This window comes from Streptomyces sp. NBC_00094 (assembly GCF_026343125.1).
Taxonomy (GTDB): domain Bacteria; phylum Actinomycetota; class Actinomycetes; order Streptomycetales; family Streptomycetaceae; genus Streptomyces.
Map to the genome: position 1 here is coordinate 6,507,467 of NZ_JAPEMB010000001.1, position 25,527 is coordinate 6,532,993.

Sequence of the window (25,527 nt, forward strand, 5' to 3'; positions counted from 1 at the left end):
ATGAGTCCCGTTCTTGCCGGAGCCCTCCAGCTCCTCGCGCTGATCGTCGCGCTGGGCCTCTCGTACCGCCCGCTGGGCGACCACATGGCCCGGGTGTACTCCTCGGAGAAGCACCTGCGGGTCGAGAAGTGGATCTACAAGGGCATCGGCGCCGACCCGGGCGTCGAGATGCGCTGGCCCGCCTATCTGCGCGGTGTCCTCGCCTTCTCCGCCGTGAGCGTCCTCTTCCTCTACCTGCTCCAGCGGGTGCAGGGTTCGCTGCCCGGCTCGCTGGGCTTCGTGTCCATCGATCCGGACCAGGCGTTCAACACCGCCGCGTCGTTCGTGGCGAACACCAACTGGCAGTCGTACTACGGCGAGCAGGCCATGGGCCACGTCGTGCAGACCGGTGGCCTCGCGGTGCAGAACTTCGTCTCGGCGGCGGTGGGCATCGCGGTGGCGGTGGCCCTGGTGCGCGGCTTCGCCCGGTCCCGTACCGGTGAGCTGGGCAACTTCTGGGCCGACCTGGTCCGGGGCACCGTCCGCATCCTGCTGCCGATCTCGGTGATCGGCGCCCTGGTCCTGGTCGCGTGCGGCGCGATCCAGAACTTCTCGGGCATCCACGAGGTCGGCCAGTTCACCGGCGGCACGCAGCAGTGGAACGGCGGGGCCGTGGCCTCGCAGGAGGTCATCAAGGAGCTGGGCACGAACGGCGGCGGCTACTTCAACGCCAACTCGGCCCACCCCTTCGAGAACCCCAACCCGCTCTCGAACCTCTTCGAGATCTACCTGATCCTGGTGATCCCGTTCGCGCTGACGCGGACCTTCGGCCGGATGGTCGGCTCGCTGAAGCAGGGGTACGCGATCCTCGGCGCGATGGCCGCCATCTGGGTCGTCTTCACCGGCCTGATGATGTGGACCGAGTTCGCCCACCACGGCCCGGCGTTCGACCTCGCGGGCGGTGCGATGGAGGGCAAGGAGACCCGGTTCGGGATCGGCGGCTCGTCGATCTTCGCCGTGGCGACCACGCTGACCTCGACGGGCGCGGTGAACTCCTTCCACTCCTCGTACACCGGCTTCGGCGGCGGCATCACCATGCTGGGCATGCAGCTCGGCGAGATCGCGCCCGGCGGCGTCGGCTCCGGCCTCTACGGCATGTTGATCATGGCGGTCATCGCGGTGTTCCTCGCCGGTCTGATGGTCGGCCGCACGCCCGAGTACCTGGGCAAGAAGATCGGCACCTGTGAGATCAAGTTCGCGGCCTGCTACATCCTCGTCACCCCGGCGCTGGTGCTCTGCTTCACGGCGGTGGCGATGGCCCTGCCGACGCCGGGCGACTCGATGACGAACTCCGGCGCGCACGGCTTCTCCGAGATCCTCTACGCCTACACCTCGGGTGCCAACAACAACGGCTCGGCCTTCGCCGGCCTGAACGCCGACACGCAGTGGTTCAACTCGACCATCGGCATCGCGATGCTGCTGGGCCGGTTCCTGCCGATGGTGTTCGTGCTCGCCCTGGCCGGCTCGCTCGCCGAACAGACGCCGGTGCCCGAGACCGCGGGCACCCTGCGGACCGAGAAGCCGCTCTTCACCGGCCTCCTGGTCGGCACGATCATGATCATCGCCGGTCTCACCTACTTCCCGGCCCTGGCGCTGGGACCGCTCGCCGAAGGGCTCGCAGCATGAGCACCATCACTCCCACCCGGGCACCGCACCCGGACGTCCCCACAGGGCACCACACCCCCGGGCGCGTCGGCGGGGGACTGTTCGACCCGAAGCAGCTGGTCAGGTCCTTCCCCGACGCGGTCAGGAAGCTCGACCCGCGCGTGATGGTCAAGTCGCCCGTGATGTTCGTGGTGTTGGTCGGCTCGGTGGTCACCACCGTGCTGGCGATCGGGAACCCGGGCGACTGGTTCGGCTGGGCGATCACCGTCTGGCTGTGGCTGACCACGATCTTCGCCAACCTGGCGGAGGCGGTCGCGGAGGGCCGGGGCAAGGCCCAGGCCGACACCCTGCGCAAGGCCAAGACCGATACCGTCGCCCGCCGGATCACCGGCTCGGACGAAGAGAGGGTGCCCGGCACCGAGCTCCGCGTCGGTGACCTGGTGGTCTGTGAGGCGGGCGACGTCATCCCCGGCGACGGTGACGTCGTCGAGGGCGTCGCGTCGGTCGACGAGTCCGCCATCACGGGTGAGTCGGCGCCGGTCATCCGCGAGTCCGGCGGTGACCGGTGCGCGGTGACGGGCGGTACGAAGGTCCTGTCGGACCGGATCGTCGTGAGGATCACGACGAAGCCCGGCGAGACGTTCATCGACCGGATGATCAACCTGGTCGAGGGCGCGGCGAGGCAGAAGACCCCCAACGAGATCGCGCTCAACATCCTGCTGGCGTCCCTCACGATCGTCTTCCTGCTCGCCGTCGTCACCCTCAAGCCGTTCGCGATCTACGCGGGCGCCGACGAGCAGACCTCCCTGATCGTCCTGGCGGCGCTTCTCGTCTGCCTGATCCCGACGACCATCGGCGCCCTGCTCTCCGCGATCGGCATCGCCGGCATGGACCGGCTCGTGCAGCGCAACGTGCTCGCCATGTCGGGCCGCGCGGTCGAGGCCGCCGGCGACGTGTCGACGCTGCTGCTCGACAAGACCGGCACCATCACCCTCGGCAACCGCCAGGCCTCCGAGTTCGTCCCCGTCAAGGGCACCACCGAGGCCGAACTCGCCGACGCCGCCCAGCTGTCGTCCCTCGCCGACGAGACGCCCGAGGGCCGCTCGATCGTCGTCCTCGCCAAGGAGCGGTACGCCTTGCGCGAGCGTCACCAGGGCGAGCTGGCGCACGCCGAGTGGGTCGCGTTCACCGCGCAGACCCGTATGTCGGGCGTCGACGTGGACGGCCGCAAGGTCCGCAAGGGCGCGACCGGTTCGGTCGTGGCATGGGTGAAGGAGCGGGGCGGCAGTGTCTCCGAGGACGCACAGGCGCTCACGGACCGGATTTCCGAGGCCGGCGGCACGCCGCTGCTGGTGGCTCTGGAGGACGGTGAGGGCGCCCGCGTCCTGGGCGTCATCCACCTCAAGGACGTCGTGAAGGAGGGCATGCGGGAGCGGTTCGACGAGCTGCGCCGCATGGGCATCAAGACGGTCATGATCACGGGCGACAACCCGCTGACCGCGAAGGCCATCGCCGAGGAGGCGGGTGTCGACGACTTCCTGGCCGAGGCCACCCCCGAGGACAAGATGGCCCTCATCAAGCGGGAGCAGGCGGGCGGCAAGCTCGTCGCGATGACCGGCGACGGGACGAACGACGCGCCCGCGCTGGCCCAGGCGGACGTCGGCGTGGCCATGAACACGGGAACGTCGGCCGCGAAGGAGGCCGGCAACATGGTCGACCTCGACTCCAACCCGACCAAGCTCATCGAGATCGTCGAGATCGGCAAGCAACTCCTCATCACCCGAGGCGCGTTGACGACCTTCTCGATCGCCAACGACGTGGCGAAGTACTTCGCGATCATCCCCGCGATGTTCGCGGTCGCCTACCCGAGCCTGGACAGGCTCAACATCATGGGCCTGACCTCGCCGGAGTCCGCGATCCTCTCGGCCGTCATCTTCAACGCGCTGATCATCATCGCCCTCGTCCCGCTCGCCCTCAAGGGCGTCCGGTACCGGCCCAGCAGCGCCGACTCGATGCTCCGGCGCAACCTCGGGATCTACGGACTCGGCGGCCTGGTCGCCCCGTTCATCGGAATCAAGATCATCGACGTCCTCCTCTCCCTCATCCCCGGAATCGGCTGATCCACGATGACCAACACCTCTGTCGGAAACGCGGGACGTCTGCTCTGGGCGGGCCTGCGGGCCCTGCTCGTCCTCACGGTGATCACCGGCGTCCTCTACCCGCTCGCCGTCACCGGCATCGCCCAACTGGCCTTCCCGGGCAAGGCGAACGGCTCCGAGATCACCGACGCGAGCGGCACGGTCGTCGGCTCCGAACTCATCGGCCAGACGTACGACCTGCCGCTGAAGGACGGTGAGGAGACGGCGGCCCCGGACCTGAAGTGGTTCCAGCCCCGCCCCTCCAACGGCCTCGGCACCAACACCGTCAACGGCCGGTACAAGCTGATCCTCTCCGGAGCGACCAACCGCTCCGGTGACAACGAGGACCTGATCCAGTGGGTCAAGGACGCCAAGGCGGCCGTGATCAAGGACAACTCGACGGCCTCGTACGCGGTGAAGCCGTCCGACGTCCCGGCCGACGCGGTCACCTCCTCCGGCTCCGGCCTGGACCCGCACATCTCCCCGGCGTACGCGAAGCTCCAGGTCCACCGGATCGCGGAGAGGAACGGGCTCACCGTCGCCCGGGTCGACAAGCTCGTCGCCGACCACACCGAAGGCCGGATCCTCGGCTTCATCGGTGAACCGCGCGTCAACGTCCTCCAGCTCAACACCGCCCTCAGGGAACTGAGCGCGGGCTGAGGAGCTGAAGGCCGGTGCGGCGTCAGAGGCCGCGGCGGCAGCGGCCGGCGGTCAGGGAGATCCACACCATCGCGGTGATCACCCCGACGGCCAGGGTGAGGGTGCCGGCCGCGCCGCCGCTCATCGCCCAGCCGTTGCCGAGCAGCAGCGCCGTACCCGCGACGCGGGAGCCGACGGCGTGCTTCCGCATCCCCGAGCGGCCGTAGTGGTGCCCGAGGACGTAACAGGCGGCGATCAGCGCGGTGAAGGTGACCGAGCCGGCCGCGAAGTGGGCGTAGCTCTGCCACGACAGGGCGGCCGGCATCCCGTCCGGGGTGCCGACGGGGAAGCCGTCGGCCGGGTCCATCACGAAGACGCCCGCGGCGATCATGCCGATGCCGCTGATCCGTACGAGTCGTGGCGCCCACGTGCCGCCGGGGGTGCCGCGCAGCGCCCGTCGCAGACCCGTGGCACCGATGACGGTCAGGACGCCGGCGAGGACGAAGTTGGCGATCTGGATCCAGCCGAGGGAGCCGTTGGCGAGCGCGCTCAGCGGATGGCGGGTGATGTCGTACCCCTCGCGGGTGGCGGCCTGGGCGAGGGCCACGGCGGCCCACAGGGGCTGTGCCACGACCGCGACGGCGAGCAGGGAGCGCGTGGTGGCGGGGGAGGTGGTGGCGGCGGTCGGGGTCGTGGTCGCGGGGCTCTGCACGGTGGTCATGGCGGGGCTCTCTTCCGGTGGTCGGGACTGCGGCGGTCGGGGCTGCTTCTCGGTGACACGTCGATCCGGTGATGTGACAGGGAACGCGCCCATTCCCTGTCACATCCCCCTGTTCGACGCTTGGGCAGAAGGACCCCGCAGGACCACCACGAGAGGAACGGCGATCCCCATGCGCTACCTGATGACGACCAAGGCTTCCGACACCGCCCCCGACGAGAAGCTGTACGCCGAGATGGGCCGCTTCATCGAGGAACTGACGGCGGCCGGGGTGCTCCTGGCCACCGGCGGCCTGGAGCCGGGTGGTGTCCGGGTGACCTCCGCCGGCGACGAGATCACGGTGACGGACGGGCCCTTCGCCGAGGCGAAGGAGGCCGTGGCCGGCTTCGCGCTGATCGAGGTCCGCTCCCAGGAGGAGGCGATCGAGCTGGCCCGCCGCTTCCGCCGGATCGTCGGAGACGGCGAGAGCGTGGTCCAGCAGGTCTTCGGCCCCTGACACTCGGGCGCCCGACGCCCCCTGATCCTCCGATGCCCGAAGGACCACAGCACCCGCCGCGGCTTGCGACCGAGCCGCGACGGGTGCTGTGATCGTTCCTGTGCCGGACGTTCACCGCACGGTCGATGCGGCCTGGAAACTGGAGTCGGCGAAGATCGTCGCCTCGCTCACCCGTATGGTGCGCGACGTCGGCCTCGCCGAGGAACTGGCTCAGGACGCCCTCGTCGCCGCGCTCGAACAGTGGCCGGTCTCGGGCGTCCCCGACAACCCGGGTGCCTGGCTCACGACCACCGCCAAGCGGCGCGCCGTCGACCATCTGCGTCGCTCCCGGCGGCTGGAGCGGAAACAGGAGCAGCTCGCCCACGAGCTGGGGCAGCGACAGGAACGGCAGCAGGGCCCCGACGCGCGGCAGGACACCGAACCCGACGACGTCCTGCGGCTCGTCTTCCTCTCCTGTCACCCGGTGCTGCCGACCGAGGCCCGCGCCGCCCTGACGCTCCGGCTGCTCGGCGGCCTCACGGCCGGGGAGATCGCGCGCGCCTTCCTCGTCACGGAGGCGGTGATCACCCAGCGCGTCGCCGACGCCAAGCGGACGCTGGCCGAGGAGCGCGTCCCGTTCGAACTGCCGGAGGGCGACCAGCTGGCCGAGCGCCTCTCCTCGGTCCTCGAAGTCGTCTACCTGATCTTCAACGAGGGGTACTCCGCGACCTCCGGCGACGATCTGATGCGGCCCGGACTCTGCCTGGAGGCCCTGCGCCTCGGCCGGCTCCTCGCCGAACTGGCGCCAGGGGAGAGCGAGGTGCACGCGCTCGTCGCCCTCATGGAGATCCAGGCGTCCCGCGCGGCCGCGCGCACCGGGCCCTCCGGGGAACCCGTACCCCTGCACGAGCAGAACCGGGGGCGCTGGGACCAGCTGCTCATCCGCCGGGGCTTCACCGCGATGCTGCGGGCGCGGGAGGCCGGTGGCACACCCGGCCCGTACATGCTCCAGGCGGCGATCGCCGTGTGTCACGCGCAGGCCCGGAGCGCCGAGTCCACCGACTGGGCTCAGATCGCCTCCCTGTACGAGGCGTTGGCGCGGGTGCTGCCGACGCCGGTCGTCCGGCTGAACCGCGCGGTGGCCGTCGGGATGGCGCACGGGCCGCGGGCGGGGCTCGGCCTCGTCGACTCCCTGCTCGCCGACCCCGTGCTGCGCGACTACCACCTGCTGCCCAGCGTCAGGGGGGACCTGCTGGCCCGGCTCGACCGCCGCGACGAGGCGCGCATCGAGTTCCGGCGGGCCGCGTCCCTCGCGAGGAACGTCGCCGAGCGCGCGTTCCTGGAGCGGCGCGCGGACGAACTCGGTGCCACGGGCCCCGCCGGACCCGTACTCGGGGAAGCCGCGGAGGAGTTCCTCGGCCGGGACGACCTGGACGCGGCGACCCGCCGCTCGTACGGGCAGACGCTGCGCCGGCTCCGCCGAACCCTCGGCGACCAGCTGCCTCTGGCGTCCCTGACGCCCGAGCAGGTGGCGCGGGTGTTCGTGACGGCCTGGGGCGGAGTGGCCGCCGCGACCTGGAACCGGCACCGCTCGGCCGTCCGCTCCTTCGGTGCCTGGGCCTCGCTCGGCGACCTGGCCGCGGGGCTGGACCGCCGCGCCGGGACCCGCGCCCCGGCGCGGCCCCTCGATCCGGCGCAGCTCGACGACCTCTGGCGCCTCCCGGACCTGCCGCTGCGCGAGGAGACGCTGTGGCGGCTCCTGCACGAATCGGCCGCCGGGCCGTCGGCGGTCCTGTCCCTGAACATCGAGGACCTGGACCTCGACGACCGCCGCGCCCGCGTCGGCGGTACGTGGGTGAGCTGGCGCTCCGGTACGGCCCGGCTCCTGCCCGGGCTGCTCGCCGGCCGGACCCGGGGGCCCGTGTTCCTCTCCGACCGCCGCCCCGGCCCAGCCCGTACCCCCGCGGCGGCGGACCTGTGCCCGGACACGGGCCGCCGCCGGCTGTCGTACGAGCGGGCCGAGTACCTCTTCAAGCAGGCCACCAGGCCCCTGGACCCGGCCCGCGACGGCTACACCCTGCGCCGGCTCAAGCCGCATCCCCGAGACCGCTGACCCGGGCCTTCCGCGTCGCGAGGGCCAGGACCGGCGCGGCGGCGACGAGGAGGGCGAGAGCCCCGTAGCCGTACGTGAGGGTCGAGAACGTCGCGACGGCGGCGACGAGCAACGGGCCCCCGGCGTCCCCGAGTTCGCGTCCGAGTTCGGCGGAGCCCATCGTCTGGCCGAGCCGGGCCTCGGGCGTGGAGGCCGCCAGGGCGGCGAATCCGAGCGGCGTGATCAGACCGGTGCCGGTGCCGATGAGCGCGGCGGCGAGCAGCACCCCGGCGAGTCCGGGGAGCATGGCCGCCGCGAGCCCGGCCGCCGTGACGGCGAGGCCGGTGAGGAGCCCCGTACGCGCGGTCAGGCGTCCCGCGTCGAGGGCGCGCCCGGCCTTCGGCTGGACGAAGGCGGCGGTCGCGGCGAGCACCGAGACGGCCGCGCCGGTGGCGACGGTCCCGAGACCGGCGGCGGCGCCGGAGACCGGCAGGAAGCCGACGCCGACGGAGAGCGCGGCGGTGGCGGCGGCCAGCGCGGCCGTCGGGGCGAGGAACGCCCGGTCGGTCAGGCGGCGCGCGAGGTCGGCCACGGTCTGCCGTTCGCGGGGGAGCGGCGGTACGGACGGTACGGCGAGCGCCGCCCAGAGGGCCACGGCCGCACCGCACACGGCCATCACGACGAACAGCAGGCGCAGGCCGCCGGCCCAGACGAGGAGGCCGCCGAGGAGTGGGCCGAGGGTGTAGCCGATCGACTTGTGGAAGCCGTAACTCCCGAACGCCCGGCCGCGCTTGGCCGCCGGGTTGAGGCGGGCCACGAGCGCCGAGGCGGACGGCGAGAAGGCGGAGGCGGCGGCGCCCTGGCCGAGCCGGGCCGCCCACAGCCAGCCGGGGCTGTCGGCGATCGCGTACAGGGCGGAGGCGGCGGCGAAGGCGAGCAGCCCGCCGAGCAGGACGGGCTTGCCGCCGACGCGGTCGGCGAGCGTGCCGAACACGGGCTTGAGCAGGACCTCGGCGCCGTCGTACAGGGCGAGCAGGCCGCCGAGGACGAGGAGGGAGGTGACGGCGTCCTCGGAGAAACCGCCGAGGTTGGCGGCGATGCCGTGCGCGCCGAACGCGGTGGTGAAACCGGCGGCGTACAGCGGCCACATGGCGCGCCCGGTGGCTGTCGAGGTCACGGAGAGGCCTCCTCGCCGACGGCGTGCAGCGCGGCGAAGACCAGTTCGGCGTACTCCTCGCAGACGGACGCGCAGTGCTTCAGCCGCGCGGCGGCCTCGGTCGCCTCCGGGGCGCCGAAGACGTCACGTACCGTCAGAGCCCGGTGCCATCGCCGGAGTCGCTCCAGGCTCTGTTCCTCCTCCTCCAGCTCGGCGAGGGTGAACTTGGCGATCCGGATCTCCTTGGCGATCTCCTCCTCGAACTTCCCGCAGTCCGCGAGGAATTCGGCCCAGTCCGCCGACCGGGCCGCGGTGAACATCGCCTGGAACCGGGCGACGTCCCCCTCTCCGCGCCCGGCGGCCTCCAGTGTGATCGCCTCGCCGCCGGGGACGCCGCCGGTCAGCGCGACCGCCCGTGCGACGCCGTCGGCGAAGACCGGCACGTCGGGCACGGCCCAGACGCCCTGCCCGAGGGAGAGTGCGCCGACCTTCCGCAGTTCCCGCCAGACGGCGACGCGGTGCTTGGACGGCGAGGCGGGAAGCCGGACGAGGAGGACGAGCCAGCGGGCATGGCGAGGTGCGTCTGTCACGACCCGAAATGTAGCACCCGTTACATCGGGGTCGGCTACGGCTTCTGGAAGCCGGCGTCCTGGAGGATCTTCTGTGCCTCGGGGGAGGAGAGCCAGGCGACGAAGGCGGCGGCGGCCTCGGCGTTCTCGGAGTCCTTGAGGGTGGCGGCCGGGTAGGACGCGACGGCGTTCTGCGCGTCCGGGATCTCCACGGCGTCGACCTTGTCGGCGGCGGAGGTGGCGTCGGTCTTGTAGACGAGTCCGGCGTCGGCCTCGCCGAGCTCGACCTTGCTGAGGACGGCGCGGACGTTGGGCTCCTGGGAGACCGGCTTCACCGTGATGTTCCGGGCGTCGAGGATCTGTGCGCTGTACTTGCCCGCGGGCACCTCGGGCGCGGCGAGGACGACCTTGAGCGTGGTGTCGGCCAGGTCCCGGAGGTCGTCGATCCTGTGGGGGTTGCCCTCGCCGGTCGCGATGACGAGCCGGTTCCCGGCGATGACCGTCGGGGTGCCGGTGTCGGCCTTGACCTTGTCCATGCTCTTGGTGTCGGCGGTGACGAGGGCGTCGGCGGGGGAGCCCTGGGCGACCTGGGCGACGAGCTCCTGGGAGCCGGCGAAGGAGAAGGCGATCTCGGTGCCGGGGTGGGACTTCTCGTAGGCGGCGCCGGCCGTCTCGAACACGTTGGTCAGGGAGGCCGCGGCGAGCACCGTCAGCTTCGCGGCGGGAGCCGCGCCCGCGGACCCGGAGGCCGTGGAGCCGCCGGCCTCCTTCGTGGAGTCCTTCGTGCCGCCGTCGCTGCCGCAGGCGGCGAGCGGGACGAGGAGGGCGGCGGTCAGGGCGGCAGCGGCGGCGCGGCGGCCGGTGAGGGCGCGGGGGGCGTACATGGCGGTCTGGGCTCCTTGGGGACGAAAGGGCGTGCGGGGCGAGGCGGCGCGGGGCGGCCGGTGTCGCCGGGTGCTGCGTGAGAGGTCAGGCGCGGTCGATGGGCGCGCCGGTCGACGTCACGCGGGCGGTGGCCTGCTTGCCGACTTCCGGTCCCAGCTCCTCCACGGCATCCCGGGTGGGGAGCGGGGCGGGGCGGTGGGACCGGGCCCGGCCGAATGTGGAGGACTGCATGTGCGACACCGTAGGGCCGTCAAGCTCTCATCTGCAACAAGTCTGTGGGACTTGCCATGGTGAATGCGAGGTCGGCTGGAGGAATCGACGAACCCCGGGCCGCCCGGCCCAGGGTGAGCCGGACGCGTCCCCGGGGTGAGAGCGCCACGGGCTGCCGCGCCCTCACTCGATGGGGTGGACTCCCGTGGCTCCCTGGCGCGCGAAGACGTGAACGGGAGGCGCGTGTCGCGCCGCCCGCGCGGGTCCCGGACCACCTCGCGCCGTCGACCGGCGGCCGCCGGCGGCGGTCGGTGACGGAGCGGCGCGGCCCTACACTCCCCGCACATGTCGCTCTGGCTGCTCAATCACTTCAGCACCCTCACCCTGGCCGTGGTCACCGTCGGCGGGACCGTCGCCCTGGCCGTCGCCGGCAGCGTGCTGCTCCGCCGCAGGCACCCGTCGCTCGCGCAAGGCGAGCACAACGACATGGTCGGGGTGACCCTGGGGATGTTCGGCGCGATCTACGGGATCATCCTGGCCTTCGTCATCGTCACCCTCTGGACGCAGCTCGACAGCACGCAGACGATCGTCGCGTCCGAGGCCACCGGCATGGCGCAGATCGCGCGTGACGCCGCGGCCTTCCCGCCACCGGTCCGCGCCCGCGTCGACGACGCCCTGAGCGGCTACGTCCACGCGGTGGTGGAGGTCCAGTGGCCCCGGATGCGCGAGGGGAAGCCGAGCTACGAGTCCACCTCCGGCGCGTTCCAGGCCGTCTACGACGTGTTGCAGGCGTACGAGCCGAAGACGGCCCGCGAGGAGGTCTTCTACGAGAAGGCCGTCAGCCACCTGGACGACGTCGCCTCCCAGCGGCGGGCCCGCCTGACCATGGCCGAGCAGCAACTGCCCCCGCTGCTCCAGGCCCTGGCCTTCGGCGGCGCGATCGTCCTGATCCCGCTCACCTTCCTGTACGGCATGCGCAAGCTGCGGATCCAGCTCCTCTTCGTCGCCTCCGTCGCCGCCCTGATCGGCTTCAGCCTGCTCCTGGTCTTCGTCCTCGACCGCCCCTTCGCCGGCGAACTCAGCGTGAGCCCGGCACCGTACCGAGAGGGAGCGCTCGCGCGGTACTGGACGCCGTGAGCCCCCGCACGGCCACCCGGGAGCGCCCCGTCGCGGGGCGTCACCCGCGTGCGGGGCAACCGGCCCCATGGCGTGGGCCACGCGGGCGAACTCCCGGCCACGGCTGCCGGCGCCGTCCGCCGAGGTGCCGACATGGTCGTCGAGGCGCCACACCCCGGCGCCTCGTGCCCTGCCAAGGAGAGGCCCATGTTCCGAGTCCCCCGCCTGGCCGCCACGGCCACGGCCGCCGTCGCCCTCGCCGTGTCCGTACCGGGCCCCACAGCGGCCGGCGAACCGGCGGCGCCGGGCCCGCGCGTCGTCGCCCGCTTCGACTTCGCCCTCGGACGGACACCGGAGAACATCGCCCTCGAACCCGACGGCTCCGCGAACCTGACCTGGTCCTTCGCCCGGCAGATCGTCAACGTCGACAAGCGGGGCACCACGCGGATCCTCGCGACCCTGCCCGCCGTGGCCAACCCGGACACCCCCGTCATCGGCGCGGCCGCCGCCATGGGCATCGCGCGCGCCCACGACGGCACGCTCTACGTCACCTACGCCACCGGTACGAGCGAGACCGGCGTCTGGCGCGTCAGGAACGACGGCAGCGCGCCCGTCCGGATCGCGCAGCTCCCGGCCGACGGGTTCCCCAACGGCCTCGCCCTCGACGAGGAATGCGGTGTGCTGTACGTCGCCGACTCGGTCCTCGGAACGGTGTGGCGCGTCCCGCAGGAGGGCGGCACGCCCACCGCCTGGGCCACCGGGACCGCACTGCAGCCCTTGGCCGCCCCCGACGGCGTCGTCGGTGCCAACGGCCTCAAGGTCCACAACGGCGCCGTGTGGGTGTCCAACACCGACCGCAGGACACTGCTGCGCATCCCCGTACGGGCCGACAAGAGCGCGGGCCCGGTCGAGACCAGGGCGACCGGCCTCGCCTGGATCGACGACTTCGCCTTCACCGGGCACGACGACACGGTCCTCGCCGCGCTGATCATGGACAACGTCCTCGCCCTCGTACGACCCGACGGCACCCACGAGACCGTCCTCGACCAGCAGGACGGGCTCTCCAACCCGACGTCCGTGGCGGTGCGCGGCAAGACCGTCTACGTCCCCAGCGCGTCCTACTTCACCACCGTGAAGGACCCGAACCTCCTCCTGGCCCGGCTCGACGCGAAGTAGCTCCCGGCGGCCGGAAAGTCCAAGTCCTGTGGCCGAGCGTCCATGTGCACGGATCGCCGGGCGCGGTTCTGTGTACTCAGCCGTCGCCGACCGGCGGGTCGTCACGCGAGGAAGCGCCGCCACGGAGTGCGGCGCGCCGAGCCCATCCAAGGAGTCCCCTGTGTCAACTCCTCGAAGAAGTCTGATAGGTACGGTCGTCGCCGTGACCCTCACGCTCGCCGGAGGGGGCGCCGCGGCGACCGCCCCGGCCGCGGCGACCACCCCCGTGTCGGCGACCGCGGAGGCCGTCACGTACGGCATCACCGTCGGGGCGAAGGGATCGTGGACCCATCCCGACGACACCCCGGCCGCCACCTACATCGACAAGGACGGCACCTTCTACTTCCAACAGGCCCACGCGCTCTACGGATCGACGGACCCGCGCAAGTGGAGCTTCTTCACCGGGACGAACTTCGACACCGCCGTCCGGTCGAGCGCGATCAGCGACGCCGTGAACCCGGCGAACGCCGACGACCGCAACAACGACACCACATGGCGGTGCAACAACAGTCCGACAGGGCGGGAGTCCACCGACCCGCCGGCCGGATCCTCGTACTCCCAGAAGAACTTCTGCGACCTCGCCGGTGTCTGGGTCGACCCGGACACCGGTGACTGGTACGGCCTCGTCCACAACGAGTTCACCCCGCAGCCCTTCGGTGACGGCATCCACTACGACGGGATCGACTACGCGGTCTCCACCGACCAGGGCCGGACCTGGACCATCAAGGACCACGTCATCACCTCCCCGTACAGCACCCGGCGGGGCGACACGGCGGCCTTCCCCCAGCAGACGTACCACTACGGCGACGGTGACCCGCGCCTGTTCGTCGACACCGCCTCGGGGTACTTCTACGCCTTCTACGGTTCGAGGATCGTGGAGAAGGGCGGCAGTTGGAAGGCCTTCCACGCGCACGTGGCCCGCGCCCCCATCTCCGGGAAGATGGCGCCCGGTTCCTGGAAGAAGTGGTACGACGGGACCTGGACCGAGCCCGGTACCGGAGGACGCGAGAGCAACATGACGCCGGTCGGCGGCTCCGACACCACCGGCTACACCCCCGTCGCGGGCGAGTACGACCCGGCGAACTCCGGCACCGTGAGCCAGCAGGTCGCGGCGGGCAAGATGCCGCCCACCTCGCCGCTCTTCGTCATGGACATCACCTACAACGCGTACCTGGGGCTGTACATCGGCGAGCCGCAGGCCGTCGACCAGAGCGGCAACGCCTCCCAGGAGATCTACGCCACCGACGACCTCACCCGTCAGAAGTGGTTCCGCCTCGGGGACACGGGCAGTTACCGGAACGCCTCGTGGTACCGCTGGTTCCTCGACGGCGTGAACAAGACCGGCTCGGGGATCACCGGCAAGAACTTCCGCTCCTACTGCTCCTTCGGCTGCTCGGGCGGGAAGTCCAGCGAGTACGTCAACCTCGTCGTCCAGTCCTCCGCGCCCGCCCGGCCCCTCGACACGACCATGGCGTACCGCATCGCCAGTGGCGGCGGCCGTGTCCTCGCCCAGGTCTCCGGCGGCTCGGCCACCACGTCCGTGCCCTCGGCCACCGGCGCCGCCCTCGAATCCTGGATCTTCCGCGCCAACGGGGACGGTTCGCACAGCATCGCCAACGCCGCCACCGGACAGCTCCTCGGCGTCGCCTCCACCGCCACGAGCACCCGCGCCTGGGGCACACGGCCGACGGTCACCGCGGCCCCGGCGGGCGGCCCCGGCGTGGGGCAGCAATGGTTCGTCATCCCCGGCACCTCCCCGGTGGACGGCTCGCCGAACGGGACGTACCGGCTGGTCAACCGCTACAGCGGCCTGGTGATCGGCATGTCCGCCACCGCCGACCGGACGACCGAGACGACCCCCGTCCGCAGCTGGACCAACACCACGGGCAACGCGGTCGGCGGGACGCGGACGGCGGGCGAGCAGACCCTGACCCTCACCGCGGTCGGCCAGGCCCCCGGGACGATCCCCGACGGCGACCACACCCTCACGGCGAGCGGCAAGGCGCTCGACAACCCCGGCCACAGCACCACCGCGGGCACCCAGCTCGTCACCTGGACCCCCAACGGCGGCGCCAACCAGACGTGGCGGTTCACCCGTCGCTCCGACGGCTCCTACGAGCTCGCCAACGCCGAGTCGGGGCTCTGCGCCGACGTCGACAGCGGGTCCACGGCCGCCGGCGCCAAGGTGATCCAGTGGACCTGCACCGGCGGCGGCAACCAGAGCTGGAACGTGACGCGGCTCGCGAACGGCGCGTACACCGTGGCCTCCGTGAAGAGCGGACTGCTGCTCACCACGGCATCCACCGCCAACGGCGCCGCGGTCACCCAGCAGCCGGACACCGGCTCGGCCCTGCAGCAGTGGACGATCAACTGACGCGGATCCGAGGAGGGGCGCCCTGTCGACCTCGATCGACAGGGCGCCCCTCCGTTTCGGGACCGGAGGCCTCTCCCGCGTCAGCCGGTGGTGTTCCAGAGATCGCAGTGGTGGTCCGCGGCGAGCGTGCCCGTGGACGCGTTGCCGCCGGCGGACGCCGTACGGAGCTGGAGCACCTGGCCCGGGCGGGCGCCCTGTTCCGGCATGGGCTGCTGCCCCCGGGCGCGGGGCGGGGTGCCGTGCAGGAAGGAGCCCCAGTACTCGGTCATCTGGGCGGCGAGCGCGCGCTGCTCGGCGTTGAACGGCGCGGCGATGCCGTACGGCTTGAAGAGGTAGTTCAGTTCGGCGGCGTGCGTGGCGCCGAAGTCGAAGCCGGTGTTCTGGGGGAGCGAGGCGAACAGGGGCGAGGTGCGGTCGGCGAACTCGAACGCGTACACCTTGCCCCGCTGCGCGAGGAGCGGGTCGACGGCGAGGGCCGGGCAGGCGAAGAGCCGGTCGCCGAAGGCGGTGCCGTAGGCGTACGCCGGGCGCTCGTACGCGGAGAGCGGGTAGCGGGCGAGCGCCCGGGCGCCGAGGTCCGGACCGAAGGTGGAGGCGAGGGCCGCCGGGTAGGCGTCGGCGGTGAGGGGGTTGCCCCAGCGGTCGAAGGAGTCGTACGCGAAGACGAGCCCCTCCTTGCTGGTGGCGCCGTTCATCACGGGAACCCGGGAGGCGCGGCCGGAGGCGAACGCCTCGGCGGGCTGGACGGGCAGCTCGGCGGTGCCGGCGGTGTAGCCCCAGGAGCGGCGCGTGGAGGCCTGCGCGTCCAGGATCTCCTTGGTGCTCTTCGCGCGGAGACAGTCGGCAGCCGTCGCCGGTTCGGTACAGCCGAGTCCGGCGGCGAAGGCGAGGGAGGAGGTGACGGCCTGCTCGCGGGGGGTCCCGGCACAGTTGCCGAAGGTGCCGCTCTGGATGATCGCGGCGCGGTAGAGGCCGCGGCTCGCGGGGGAGGCGAGCTGGTTGCACACGGCGCTGCCGCCGGCGGACTCGCCGGCGAGCGTGACGCGGGCCGGGTCGCCACCGAAGGCACCGATGTTGGCACGGACCCAGCGCAGGGCCTGCTGCTGGTCGAGGAGGGCGAAGTTACCGCCGGCGCCGGGGAGGGTGAGGAAGCCGAGTGCGCCGAGGCGGTAGTTGAGGGTGACGACGATGCTGTCGGTGCTGCGCGCGAAGGAGTCGGGGACGATGTCGCGCGCGGTGCCTCCGACGTTGCCGCCGCCGTGGATCCAGACCATGACCGGACGCTTGGCGCCGACGCCGGCGTGGCGGCCGGTGGGCGGGGTGTAGACGTTGACGTCGAGGCAGTCCTCGGTGGTCCGCTGCTGCTCGAAGCCGGGGGCCCAGTACGTGTTCTGGGCGCAGTACGCGCCGTAGCGGGTGGCGTCCCGTACCCCCGTCCAGTCGGCGGCGGGCTTCGGCGCGCGCCAGCGCAGGGGGCCGGTGGGGGCCTCGGCGTACGGGATTCCGAGGAACTGGCGCCCCTGGTCCGTGGCCTCTCCGCGCACCCAGCCGTTGTCCGTGCGGACGAGGGTGGGGGCGGGGGCCTCGTGGGCCTGGGCGGCGCCGACGGGGACGAGGGCGGTGGCGGCGACGGTGAGGGGGAGGGCGATGCGGCGCACGCGCCGCATCAGCGCGGGCAGACGGCCGGCGGGCGGGGTCATAGGGTCTCCTGGAGCAAGGTGCGTGCCCAGCTGTGGGCGCCGCGAGCATAGATGCCGAGTGCCATAGGTGACTAGTGACCTAGTGGGTACCGGGCGAAAGGTGACAGGAGAGAGATGAAGTTCGAGCACGTTCTGCTCGGATTCGTGGCGATGCGTCCCTGTACGGGCTACGACCTGAAGCGCTGGCTCGGCAGCGAGATGGGCCGGATGGGCCGACTGCCCAGCCAGCAGAGCCAGATCTACCGGACCCTCGCCCGGATGACCGCCGACGGCTGGGTGGCGTACGACGTGGAGCGGAACGAAGGGCGCCCGGACTCCAAGGTCTACCGGGTCACCGAGGCCGGCGACCGCGTCCTGCGCGCACGGCTCGCGGAGCCCTACGAGCCGCCGGTCGACTTCGGTGACCCCGAGTTCCTGATCCGCTACACCCTGTCCGTCCTCGTCGCCGAGGAGGATCAGATCGCCCTGGTGCGCACCGAGCTCGAAGCCCGACGCGCCCAGATCGAGCGCTTCCGCGCGCGCGATCGGCGCGAGGAACCCTGGCTGCCGGGAGTGGACCCCGCGCGCATGGCACGCATCCTGGACCACGTCCACGAGGGCAGGGACCGGATGCTGGTCGCGCACGTGCGCTGGCTGGAGGAGGTCCTCGCCGAGCTCACGGGGCCGGCGACGCCGCCCGGGTGAGAACCGGCCGGAGGTGGCACCGGCGGCGAGCGGGGCGTCGAGGCGGCCCCGCCGGCGGGCCCGTCACGATCGTGCCGAGCCGGTACCGGCGTAACGCCGGTACCGGCATAACGGCTGACCGGGGCCGGATAGGGTTCGTGACATGGCATCTCGTAGTACTCAGATCCTGGAAGCGGCCGCCCGGGTCATCGCCCGGCGCGGGGTCCGCGGGCTCCGTGTGGAGGAACTGGCCGAAGAGGCGGGGGTCTCCACCGGTCTGATCTACTACCACTTCAAGGACCGCACCGGAATCCTGCGCCACACGCTGGAGTTCATCACCGACCGCGCCGAGCGGTACACCACGGCGCAGGACGCGGCGGCGGAACCGCCGAGCCCCCGCGAGGAGCTCGACCAGGTCCTGCTCCTGGAGCTCCAGGACGTCCCGGAGGTACGGGAGAACAGCACGGCCTGGGGCGAGTTGCGGGCGAGCGCCGTCTTCGACCCCGTCCTGCGCGAGGACCTCGCCCGGGCGACCCTGGTCTGGGTCCAGGAAGTGGCCGGCCTCCTCGGTCAGGTGACGCCCATGGCGCCGGCGGTCGCGCTCGCCGCGGCGGCCGAACGCCTCACGGCCCTCCTGGAGGGCCTGAGCATGCGCTGGCTGAGCGGTGGCCTCGCGATCGACCACGCCCGCACCCTGATGGCGGAGGCCATCGAGGTCGAGCTGTCCAGGCTGCGGCAGCCCTAGGGCCTGTCTGACAATTCCCGCCGGGTCCGGCCCGCCCGGCACGCACGCTCGACGCACGGCCGAAACGCCCACGTAGTCCCCCGTAGCCCTTCGGGCACGGGAGGTACCCCCACCGCTACGAGGACGTCCCGACCGCACGCCGATCGCACGCACCGAACGACCCGGCCTGATCCGACGCGAATCGTCAGACAGGCCCTAGGGGTGTCGTGCCGATCAGGCCGGATCAGGGCGCGGCGCCAGGCACCGCGAGCCCGGCCTGATCGGCAGGCCGCTAGGGCCTGTCTGACAATTCCCGTCGGGTCCGGCCCGCCCGGCACGCACGCTCGCCGCACGGCCGTGACGCCCCCGTAGCTCCGCTACGAGGACGCCCCGGCCGCACGCCGATCGCACGCACCGAACGACCCGGCCTATCCGACGCCAATTGTCAGACAGGCCCTAGGCCGGGCGCCAGTCGGGCCGACGGCCGCTGAGGCCGATCACGCGGTCCAGCAGGGGCGCGTCGTCCGGTACCGGGACGACGGGGCCGAAGACCCCCTCGTCGGAGGCGTCGTCGGCCGGAGTCAACAGCGCCTCGGAAACCCTCAGTTCCTCCTCGCTCACCTCGTACGCCTGACCGCTCGCCCGCGCCAGGTCCCAGCCGTGGATCAGCAGCTCGTCGAGCGCGACCCTGCCCATGACGGCGGCCGGCAGGTCGACCCCGCCCGCCTGCGTGTACCCCTCCCAGGCGTCCGGCTCCCGCCAGGCGGCGGCCAGCTCGGCCAGCGCCTTCGGCAGGGCCGTCCGCCAGTCCTCCGCCAGTACCGGACGGGACGAGCCGGGCGGCGTGCCGGTCGTCGGCCCGAACTGCTTGCGGGCCGCGTCACGGAAGGCGACGCTGAGACCGGCGACATGAGCGAGCACCTCCCGTACCGCGTACTCGGGACAGGGCGTCGGGCCGTCGAGCCGCTCGTCGTCGATGCCCTCCGCGAGCAGGGCGACGCGCTCCGCGGCCGCACCCAGATCGATCCGTTCCATGTGTGAAGTGCTTTCCATACAGAGGCAGACCGCCGGGCCACCCGAAACTCATCGCTCCCCGCCCGGCGACCTCCCGCACTCCTGGCCGGCCCAGACGTACAGGTCGTCGCCGCCGATCACGCTCCTCCACGACCGGCTGGGCGCGGCGAACCGCTTCCAGGCGGGGGCCATCGCGGCCCGGCGGGGCTGGATCCGACCTGCGAGGATCGCCCGACGGGCCATTCTGACCCGCGGCCCTTCCCGAGGCTCCGGACTCTCCCCGCGAACCATCAATTCCGCTTTTCCGGTGGGGAGTTCGCGGCATGAAGGCTTGACATATGCGGCCGCGCACACGGAGGGTGGGAGCGCTCCCACTCATTCGTCGGCCTAGGTGTGGGAGCGCTCCCACGTGTGGCTCTCCTCCCCGCGAGCCACGCGCCGCAGGACCAGTGCGTCAGTCGGTACGTCTCTCAGCGACTCAGTCTGGAGTTCCACCTTCATGGTCAGCACCGCTCCCACTCCGCCCGAACCCCGGCTCGGAACAGAGCATGTCGAACGCAATCTCGACCTCGTCGACAAGATCTACCAGCGGTCGGTCTACCCCTCGGTCCTCGACGTCGCCGAGGGCAGGCGGCTCCCGGCGCCTCTGGTGGTCGACCTCGACCCGACGACGGTCTGCGACCTGGCCTGCCCCGAGTGCATCAGCTCCTCCGTCCTGAACCTGGGCCAGCTGGGCCGGGACCGCATCGTCGATCTCGCGCACGAGCTCGCCGATTCCCAGGTCCGCGCGGTGATCCTCATCGGCGGCGGCGAGCCGCTGCTGCACCGCTCGATCGGCCGGGTCATCGACGTCCTGCACTCCGCCGGCATCCAGCTGGGCCTGGTGACCAACGGCACGCAGATCGACCGCCACATCGACCAGCTGGCCGACAAGGTCTCCTGGGTGCGCGTCTCCATGGACGCCGGCACCGAGGAGACGTACGCCCGCTTCCGGCCCAGCCGGGGCAAGCGGAGCGTCTTCCCCCTCGTCATCGAGAACATGCGGCAGCTGGCGAAGCGCAAGTCGGGACGCCTGGGGTACTCGTTCCTGCTGATGCAGCGCCGGGACGAGCAGGGCGACGTCGTCGAGTCCAACTACCACGAGCTCTACACCGCGGGGCTGCTCGCCAAGGAACTCGGCTGCGACTACCTCGAGGTCAAGGCGATGCTGGACGACGACCACTTCACGGTCAACCAGCGGGCCGAGGACATCGAGCTCGTCGAGGAGCAGATCGCCCGGCTCAGGGAGATCCAGACCCCGGACTTCCACCTCCTGTACTCCTCCAACTGGCAGGCCGTGCGCGAGGGCGCCGACCCGGTGCAGGCCAAGGAGTACCGCTCCTGCCACGTCGCCGAACTGCGCACCACCGTCACCCCCAACGGCGTCTTCGTCTGCCCCTACCACCGGGGCAACGCCAAGGGGCGCATCGGCGACATCGAGCAGAGCACCTTCGCCGAGATGTGGGCGGCCGCCGACACCACGGTGATCGACCCCCACCGGGACTGCCAGTTCGTCTGCGCGCGGCACGCCACCAACCTCGCCATCGCGGCGCAGCCGGGCCGGAGCGGACCCGCCCCGCTCGTCGACGACTTCGACCCCTTCATCTGAGGACGGCCGCCATGCGCATCGCCGTGATCGGAGCCGGCGCCGCCGGTCTCACCAGTGCCAAGCAGGCCCGGGCGGCCGGCCATGACGTGGTGGCGTACGAGAGCCATGACGATCTGGGCGGCATCTGGAACCCGGACTCCCACGGGGCCTATGCCGGGGTACGCATGCAGAGCTCCCGCATGAGCATGCCGTTCTCCGACCATCCGCCACGGTTCTCCGCCCACTTCCCCACCCTCGCCGACGTGCACGGCTATCTGTGCGACTACGCCGACCGCTTCGGGCTCCTGGAACTGATCCGCTTCGGCAGCCCGGTGACCCGGGTGGCCAAGCGGGACGGGCGGTGGGAGGTCACCGCCGGACAGGACCCGCGCAGCACCCGGACCGACCGCTTCGACGCCGTGATGGTCGCGAACGGCGAACTCTGGCAGCCCCGCAGGCCGGCCGGCGTGCCGGCCGAGGACACCGGCGTGCGGGTGCTCACCTCCCAGGAGTTCCGCTCCGCGAGGGACTTCCGGGACCTGCGCGTCCTGGTCCTCGGCGGCGGGGTCAGCGGCGCGGACATCGCCTCCGACCTGGTGCCCCATGCCGCACGGGTCGACTGGTCGGTACGCCGCCGGGCGCTGTTCCTGCCCCGGGAGATCGGGGGTGCCTTCAACGACGCGCTCTTCTCGTACGCGGGACGGGTGGCCGTCGAGGACGTCCCGTACGCCACCTATCTGGCCTGGCTGGAGGAGTGGCTGCCCGACTACATGCGGATGTACCGGGCCACCGGTCTGCTGCCGGAGGACGGTTTCCACGGAGCGGTCCACGTCAACGAGAAGATCGTCCCGCGCGTGTACGAGGGCGGGGTGAGGGTGGTGCCCGCGTTCGCCTCCTTCGCCGCCGACGGCTCGGCGGTCTTCACGGACGGCACCCGCGAGACGTACGACGTGGTCCTGCTCTGCCTCGGCTACGAGCCGCCCGACTACGGGTTCATCGAGGGGCTGCGCCGCGAGGACCTCTACGAGCACCACTTCCACCGTCACGATCCCACGCTCACCGTCATCAACACCCCGGTGGACACCGAGGCGTTCGGAACCGCCTGCCCCTACTTCGAGGCGGTCGCCGGCTGGGTGGTGAGCGTGCTGTCCGGCAAGGCGTCCCTGCCCGACGCGGCGGCCCGCGCCGACTGGTGCGCCCGCCACATGGCGGACCTGAACGACCGCCGCTACCTCGACTGTTGGCTGGAGACCATCCGCCTGGGGCTCCTCGGCGGCACACTGCCCGACCCCGCGACCGAGTTCCGGGCGTACTGGACGCTGGTGTCGAGCCAGGTAGCGCCGGGCAATCTGCGCCCCTCGGAGGCCCCGCCACTGCCGGCCGTCCACGACGAGAGGCTCGGGCTGGCGGACGTACGGCACCGGATCCTCGCGGCCCTGCCGCCGCGGACCCGCGAACAGCTCCTCGCCCGGAACGAGATCGGGGCGGACGACCTCGCCGCCGCGGCCCGCGTACCGGTCGGCCGGGAGCTGCCGCCCTGGCTGCCGTACCGCCAGCGGCACACCGACACCGCCCTCACCGCCGGAAGGTGCGCATGACCACCGAGACCGACGGCGTCCCCGGCACCCCGGGCACGCCCCACGAACCCGGAGTCGCCCCGACCGCCCCGCCGGGGCGACTCCGGCTGCTCACGGACCCCGCGGTGAACAGCCTGATCGGGGCCACCGGCACGGTCGGCCTCGCCGGGGCGTTCGTCGTCCCCACCGTCAGCCTCTTCCTCTCCGAGGCGGTGGCCGCGACGCCCCTGATGATCGGGCTGTTCTTCGCGGGCCGGGCCATCGCCGAGGTCGGCACCGACCTCTGCGTCGGCGTCCTTTCGGACCGGCTGCGGGACCGCCGTACGATCCTCGTCCTCACCGCGCTCTTCAACGCCGGCGGGGCGCTCTGCTACTCCCTGGTACGCAACTACTACGCCCTCTTCCTCGCCGGTGTCGTCCTCTTCGGCCTCGGCGGGGCCTGCTTCGGTCAACTCTTCGCCTATACCCGAGAGTTCGCCGAGTCCCGGCGGATCGACGTCTCCTTCTTCAACGGCTTTCTGCGCTCCGTCACCTCGCTGGCCTGGGTGGTGGGGCCACCCATCGCGTTCTGGCTCGTGGCCCGCTGGGACTTCACCGTCCTGTACGCCTGCACGACCGGCCTGTCGCTGCTCGCCGCGGTGCTGTGCCGCTGGGGCCTGCCCGATGTCGCCCAGAAACGCGAGGGCGCGGAGCCGACCGGCTTCCGCGACATGTTCAGGGGGATCGGCAGGCGGCCTCTCCTGCTGCTGGTGTCGATCGTGCTGCTGCTCGCGGCCAACATGATGTACCAGATCGCCCTGACGCTCTATCTCACCGAGGAGCTGGGGCTGGGCCCCGGCTTCGCCGGGGTCCTGCTCGGCCTCAGCGCCGCCCTCGAGATCCCGATCATGGTGTACGTCGGCTCACGTGCCGAACGCATCGGCAAACTGCGCCTGGTGGTCGCCGCCGCCCTCTGCGCCACGCTGTTCTTCGCCGTGCTGCCGTTCGCCTCGGACAAGCCGGCGCTGCTGTTGCTGCAAGTGCCCAACGCCGTCTGGACCGCCGTGGTCATGAGCGTGCCCGTGGTGATCCTCCAGGACACGCTGCCCGGGCGGCTGGGCGTGGCGTCCTCGCTCTACGCCAGCGCCTTCAAGACGGGCATGTTCCTCGGCGGCCTGGCCGTCGGACTGGTCGCGACCTGGACGGGCTACGCCCAGGTGTTCTGGGTCTGCGCCGGACTGACCGCGCTCGCCGCCCTGCTGCTCCTCCTTCCCCACCCCGCCCAGGCCCCCGAGGCCGTCGAACCCAGCGAAGGGAAACCCGCGTGACCGACACCGTCGCCTGTTCCGTGATCGTGCCCACCTACGACCGTGCCGAGCTGCTTCGGCACACCCTGGAGTCGCTGACCCGCCAGAGCGTCGGCCGGGACGCCTTCGAGGTGCTGGTCGTCGACGACGGTTCCCGCGACGACACGCGGCAGCTGGTGGCCGGCTACGAGGACCGCCTCGACCTGCGGTACTTCTTCCAGGAGGACGAGGGATACCGGGTCGCCAAGGCCCGGAACACCGGCATCGCGCACGCCCGCGGCCCGGTCTCGGTCTTCGTCGACTCGGGTGTCATCCTCCACTCCGGCGCGTTGGCCGCCCATCTCGCCGCGCATGGGGAGGCGGACGGGCCCATAGCAGTCTGCGGCTATGTCTTCTGCTTCAACGAGGGCAACGAGGACGGGGAGTTGATCGCGCGCAGCATCGACTACGCCGATCCGGACGCCTCCATCCGAGGGTTCGACGAGCAGCGCCGCTGGCTGGACATCCGCGAGGAGTTCTACGAGCGGTACGGCGAGGACCTGGGCGCTCTCACCGCCCCCTGGCTCATGTACTGGACGTGCAACGTCTCCGCCTCCACCGCACAGTTGCGGGAGGTCGGCATGTTCGACGAGGAGTACCGGTCCTGGGGTGCCGAGGACATCGACGTGGCGTACCGACTGCACCTGGCGGGGGCTCGGTTCGTGCTACGGCGGGACGCCTCCTCGATCCACTGTCCGCACCCCAAGAGCTTCGAGGACAACATGCGGACAGCCGCCGCCAACTACGAGTACTTCGCCGCGAAGTTCGATACGCCGATCGCCCATCTGGTTCCCCCGCACCACTTCTTCGACATCGAGGACATCATCCGGGAGCGCGGACTGCGGGACATCGCACCGCCGCGCCCGGTCACCGCACCGGTCGCCCGGTGACCCCGCCCCTTCAGGGAGTCTGGATGTGGCAGCACATGGTGGCGCGACGCGACGCGGGTCTGGTTCTGGTGTTCTCCCCCCATCCGGACGACGAGGTGATCGCCTGCGGCGGGACCATCGCCCGGCACGCCGCCGAGGGTGCCCGGGTGCGGGTGGTGTTCTCCACCGACGGTGCGATGTCGCACGCGGCCGTGCTCGGCATCGAGAGCGACCCCTCGCCACCGGAGCTGCGTGAGATCCGTCAGGGGGAGGCGCGGGCGGCGGCGAAGGCCATGGGTCTGAGCGCGGAGAGCGCGGAGTTCCTGGGCTTTCCCGACACCCGGCTCGCCGATCACCTCCCGGAGTTCCGGCGCGAGGTCACCCGTGTCCTGCGAGCCCATCCCGAGGTGAGCGTGGTGTACCTCCCGCACGAGATACGGGAGTTGAACGCCGACCACCGGCTCACCGGGGAGGTCGTGCTGTCCTGCCTGGGTGAGTTGGGGATGACCCCGGCGCTCTTCCGCTACGTGGTCTGGGACGAGCGTACGGAGGAGGAGTTCGCCTTCGTCAACCGCCGTCCGGCCGCGGACGTTCCCGCAGGGGACGAGCGCCTGGTCGCCTTCGACATCACCGATCGACTGTCCGTCAAGCAGGCGGCTTTCCGGGAGCACCGCACCCAGGTGGAGCTGTTCTCACCGGCACAGGACCGGCCGGTGGTCCCGCTCGCCTTCCAGGAGCGCGTGATGAACGGCACCGTCGAGGAGTTCTGGACCACCGAGGAAGTGGAGGGACCGTGA

At 71.8% G+C, this 25,527-nt stretch carries 21 protein-coding genes and 1 pseudogene; 15 read left to right on the forward strand and 7 right to left on the reverse strand.

Features of this window, described 5'->3' with window-relative positions:
* Genes kdpA through OG580_RS28915 form a run of 3 tightly spaced genes read left to right on the forward strand, consistent with a single transcriptional unit; the run spans position 1 to position 4,442 of the window.
* A complete protein-coding gene (gene kdpA, locus OG580_RS28905; protein ID WP_267046580.1) occupies positions 1 to 1,665 on the forward strand; it encodes a potassium-transporting ATPase subunit KdpA in 1,665 nt (554 codons plus the stop codon).
* Positions 1,662 to 3,764, forward strand: a complete 2,103-nt coding sequence (kdpB, locus tag OG580_RS28910) for a potassium-transporting ATPase subunit KdpB (RefSeq protein WP_267046581.1) — start codon at positions 1,662 to 1,664, stop codon at positions 3,762 to 3,764. The genes kdpA and kdpB overlap by 4 nt, the downstream gene beginning before the upstream one ends.
* A 6-nt stretch (positions 3,765 to 3,770) precedes the next feature.
* Positions 3,771 to 4,442 carry a potassium-transporting ATPase subunit C gene (locus OG580_RS28915; protein WP_267046582.1) on the forward strand — a complete coding sequence of 224 codons (672 nt, stop codon included), beginning with the start codon at positions 3,771 to 3,773 and terminating at the stop codon, positions 4,440 to 4,442.
* 22 nt (positions 4,443 to 4,464) lie between these two features.
* Here the strand turns inward: OG580_RS28915 and OG580_RS28920 are convergent, their stop codons facing one another.
* Positions 4,465 to 5,142 (reverse strand): DUF998 domain-containing protein, encoded by a 678-nt coding sequence (locus OG580_RS28920; RefSeq protein WP_267046583.1) that lies wholly within the window; start codon positions 5,140 to 5,142, stop codon positions 4,465 to 4,467.
* Positions 5,143 to 5,311: 169 nt separating this feature from the next.
* On the opposite strand from OG580_RS28920, the gene OG580_RS28925 reads away from it, so the two are divergent.
* A complete protein-coding gene (locus OG580_RS28925; protein WP_267046584.1) occupies positions 5,312 to 5,635 on the forward strand; it encodes a YciI family protein in 324 nt (107 codons plus the stop codon).
* A gap of 100 nt (positions 5,636 to 5,735) precedes the next feature.
* On the forward strand, positions 5,736 to 7,727 hold the full coding sequence (locus tag OG580_RS28930) for a sigma-70 family RNA polymerase sigma factor (RefSeq protein WP_267046585.1): 1,992 nt from the start codon (positions 5,736 to 5,738) through the stop codon (positions 7,725 to 7,727).
* On the opposite strand, the gene OG580_RS28935 is transcribed toward OG580_RS28930, so the two are convergent.
* The 4 genes and pseudogenes from OG580_RS28935 to OG580_RS28950 all read right to left on the reverse strand — a co-directional run.
* Complete coding sequence (locus tag OG580_RS28935) at positions 7,702 to 8,856, reverse strand: MFS transporter (RefSeq protein ID WP_267048165.1); 1,155 nt, start codon at positions 8,854 to 8,856, stop codon at positions 7,702 to 7,704. The two genes, OG580_RS28930 and OG580_RS28935, sit on opposite strands and share 26 nt — an antisense overlap.
* A 23-nt stretch (positions 8,857 to 8,879) precedes the next feature.
* Complete coding sequence (locus tag OG580_RS28940; RefSeq protein ID WP_267046586.1) at positions 8,880 to 9,452, reverse strand: Chromate resistance protein ChrB; 573 nt, start codon at positions 9,450 to 9,452, stop codon at positions 8,880 to 8,882.
* Positions 9,453 to 9,487: 35 nt separating this feature from the next.
* Positions 9,488 to 10,315 carry a molybdate ABC transporter substrate-binding protein gene (gene modA, locus OG580_RS28945; protein ID WP_267046587.1) on the reverse strand — a complete coding sequence of 276 codons (828 nt, stop codon included), beginning with the start codon at positions 10,313 to 10,315 and terminating at the stop codon, positions 9,488 to 9,490.
* Positions 10,316 to 10,400: 85 nt separating this feature from the next.
* Positions 10,401 to 10,499 (reverse strand): annotated as a pseudogene (locus OG580_RS28950) (MerR family transcriptional regulator); the annotation flags it as partial.
* Positions 10,500 to 10,871: 372 nt separating this feature from the next.
* On the opposite strand from OG580_RS28950, the gene OG580_RS28955 reads away from it, so the two are divergent.
* The 3 genes from OG580_RS28955 to OG580_RS28965 all read left to right on the forward strand — a co-directional run bounded on the left by OG580_RS28955 (position 10,872) and on the right by OG580_RS28965 (position 15,231).
* Positions 10,872 to 11,663 carry a DUF4239 domain-containing protein gene (locus OG580_RS28955; protein WP_267046588.1) on the forward strand — a complete coding sequence of 264 codons (792 nt, stop codon included), beginning with the start codon at positions 10,872 to 10,874 and terminating at the stop codon, positions 11,661 to 11,663.
* A 186-nt stretch (positions 11,664 to 11,849) separates the two neighbouring features.
* Positions 11,850 to 12,818 (forward strand): hypothetical protein, encoded by a 969-nt coding sequence (locus OG580_RS28960; protein ID WP_267046589.1) that lies wholly within the window; start codon positions 11,850 to 11,852, stop codon positions 12,816 to 12,818.
* A gap of 202 nt (positions 12,819 to 13,020) precedes the next feature.
* The gene (locus tag OG580_RS28965; RefSeq protein WP_267046590.1) at positions 13,021 to 15,231 is read left to right on the forward strand and encodes an RICIN domain-containing protein; all 2,211 of its coding nucleotides are present in this window, start codon (positions 13,021 to 13,023) and stop codon (positions 15,229 to 15,231) included.
* A gap of 80 nt (positions 15,232 to 15,311) precedes the next feature.
* Here the strand turns inward: OG580_RS28965 and OG580_RS28970 are convergent, their stop codons facing one another.
* Entirely contained in the window at positions 15,312 to 16,931 is a 1,620-nt protein-coding gene (locus OG580_RS28970) for a carboxylesterase/lipase family protein (protein ID WP_267046591.1), read from the reverse strand.
* 114 nt (positions 16,932 to 17,045) lie between these two features.
* Here OG580_RS28970 and OG580_RS28975 point away from each other — a divergent pair, with 114 nt between their 5' ends.
* Both OG580_RS28975 and OG580_RS28980 read left to right on the forward strand, forming a co-directional pair.
* Entirely contained in the window at positions 17,046 to 17,615 is a 570-nt protein-coding gene (locus tag OG580_RS28975; protein WP_267046592.1) for a PadR family transcriptional regulator, read from the forward strand.
* A 142-nt stretch (positions 17,616 to 17,757) separates the two neighbouring features.
* Positions 17,758 to 18,339 carry a TetR/AcrR family transcriptional regulator gene (locus OG580_RS28980; protein WP_267046593.1) on the forward strand — a complete coding sequence of 194 codons (582 nt, stop codon included), beginning with the start codon at positions 17,758 to 17,760 and terminating at the stop codon, positions 18,337 to 18,339.
* Between the two features lie 435 nt (positions 18,340 to 18,774).
* On the opposite strand, the gene OG580_RS28985 is transcribed toward OG580_RS28980, so the two are convergent.
* Positions 18,775 to 19,353 carry a TIGR03086 family metal-binding protein gene (locus OG580_RS28985; RefSeq protein WP_267046594.1) on the reverse strand — a complete coding sequence of 193 codons (579 nt, stop codon included), beginning with the start codon at positions 19,351 to 19,353 and terminating at the stop codon, positions 18,775 to 18,777.
* Between the two features lie 478 nt (positions 19,354 to 19,831).
* Between OG580_RS28985 and OG580_RS28990 the strand changes: the two genes are divergently transcribed.
* Genes OG580_RS28990 through OG580_RS29010 form a run of 5 tightly spaced genes read left to right on the forward strand, consistent with a single transcriptional unit; the run spans position 19,832 to position 25,527 of the window.
* Positions 19,832 to 20,980, forward strand: a complete 1,149-nt coding sequence (locus OG580_RS28990) for a radical SAM protein (RefSeq protein WP_267046595.1) — start codon at positions 19,832 to 19,834, stop codon at positions 20,978 to 20,980.
* A gap of 11 nt (positions 20,981 to 20,991) precedes the next feature.
* Positions 20,992 to 22,557: an NAD(P)/FAD-dependent oxidoreductase gene (locus OG580_RS28995; RefSeq protein ID WP_267046596.1), complete on the forward strand. Its 1,566-nt coding sequence runs from the start codon at positions 20,992 to 20,994 to the stop codon at positions 22,555 to 22,557.
* Complete coding sequence (locus OG580_RS29000) at positions 22,554 to 23,843, forward strand: sugar efflux transporter (protein WP_267046597.1); 1,290 nt, start codon at positions 22,554 to 22,556, stop codon at positions 23,841 to 23,843. The genes OG580_RS28995 and OG580_RS29000 overlap by 4 nt, the downstream gene beginning before the upstream one ends.
* Positions 23,840 to 24,751, forward strand: a complete 912-nt coding sequence (locus OG580_RS29005; protein WP_267046598.1) for a glycosyltransferase — start codon at positions 23,840 to 23,842, stop codon at positions 24,749 to 24,751. Before OG580_RS29000 ends, OG580_RS29005 begins: the two co-directional genes overlap by 4 nt.
* 23 nt (positions 24,752 to 24,774) lie before the next feature.
* Positions 24,775 to 25,527, forward strand: a complete 753-nt coding sequence (locus tag OG580_RS29010; RefSeq protein WP_267046599.1) for a PIG-L deacetylase family protein — start codon at positions 24,775 to 24,777, stop codon at positions 25,525 to 25,527.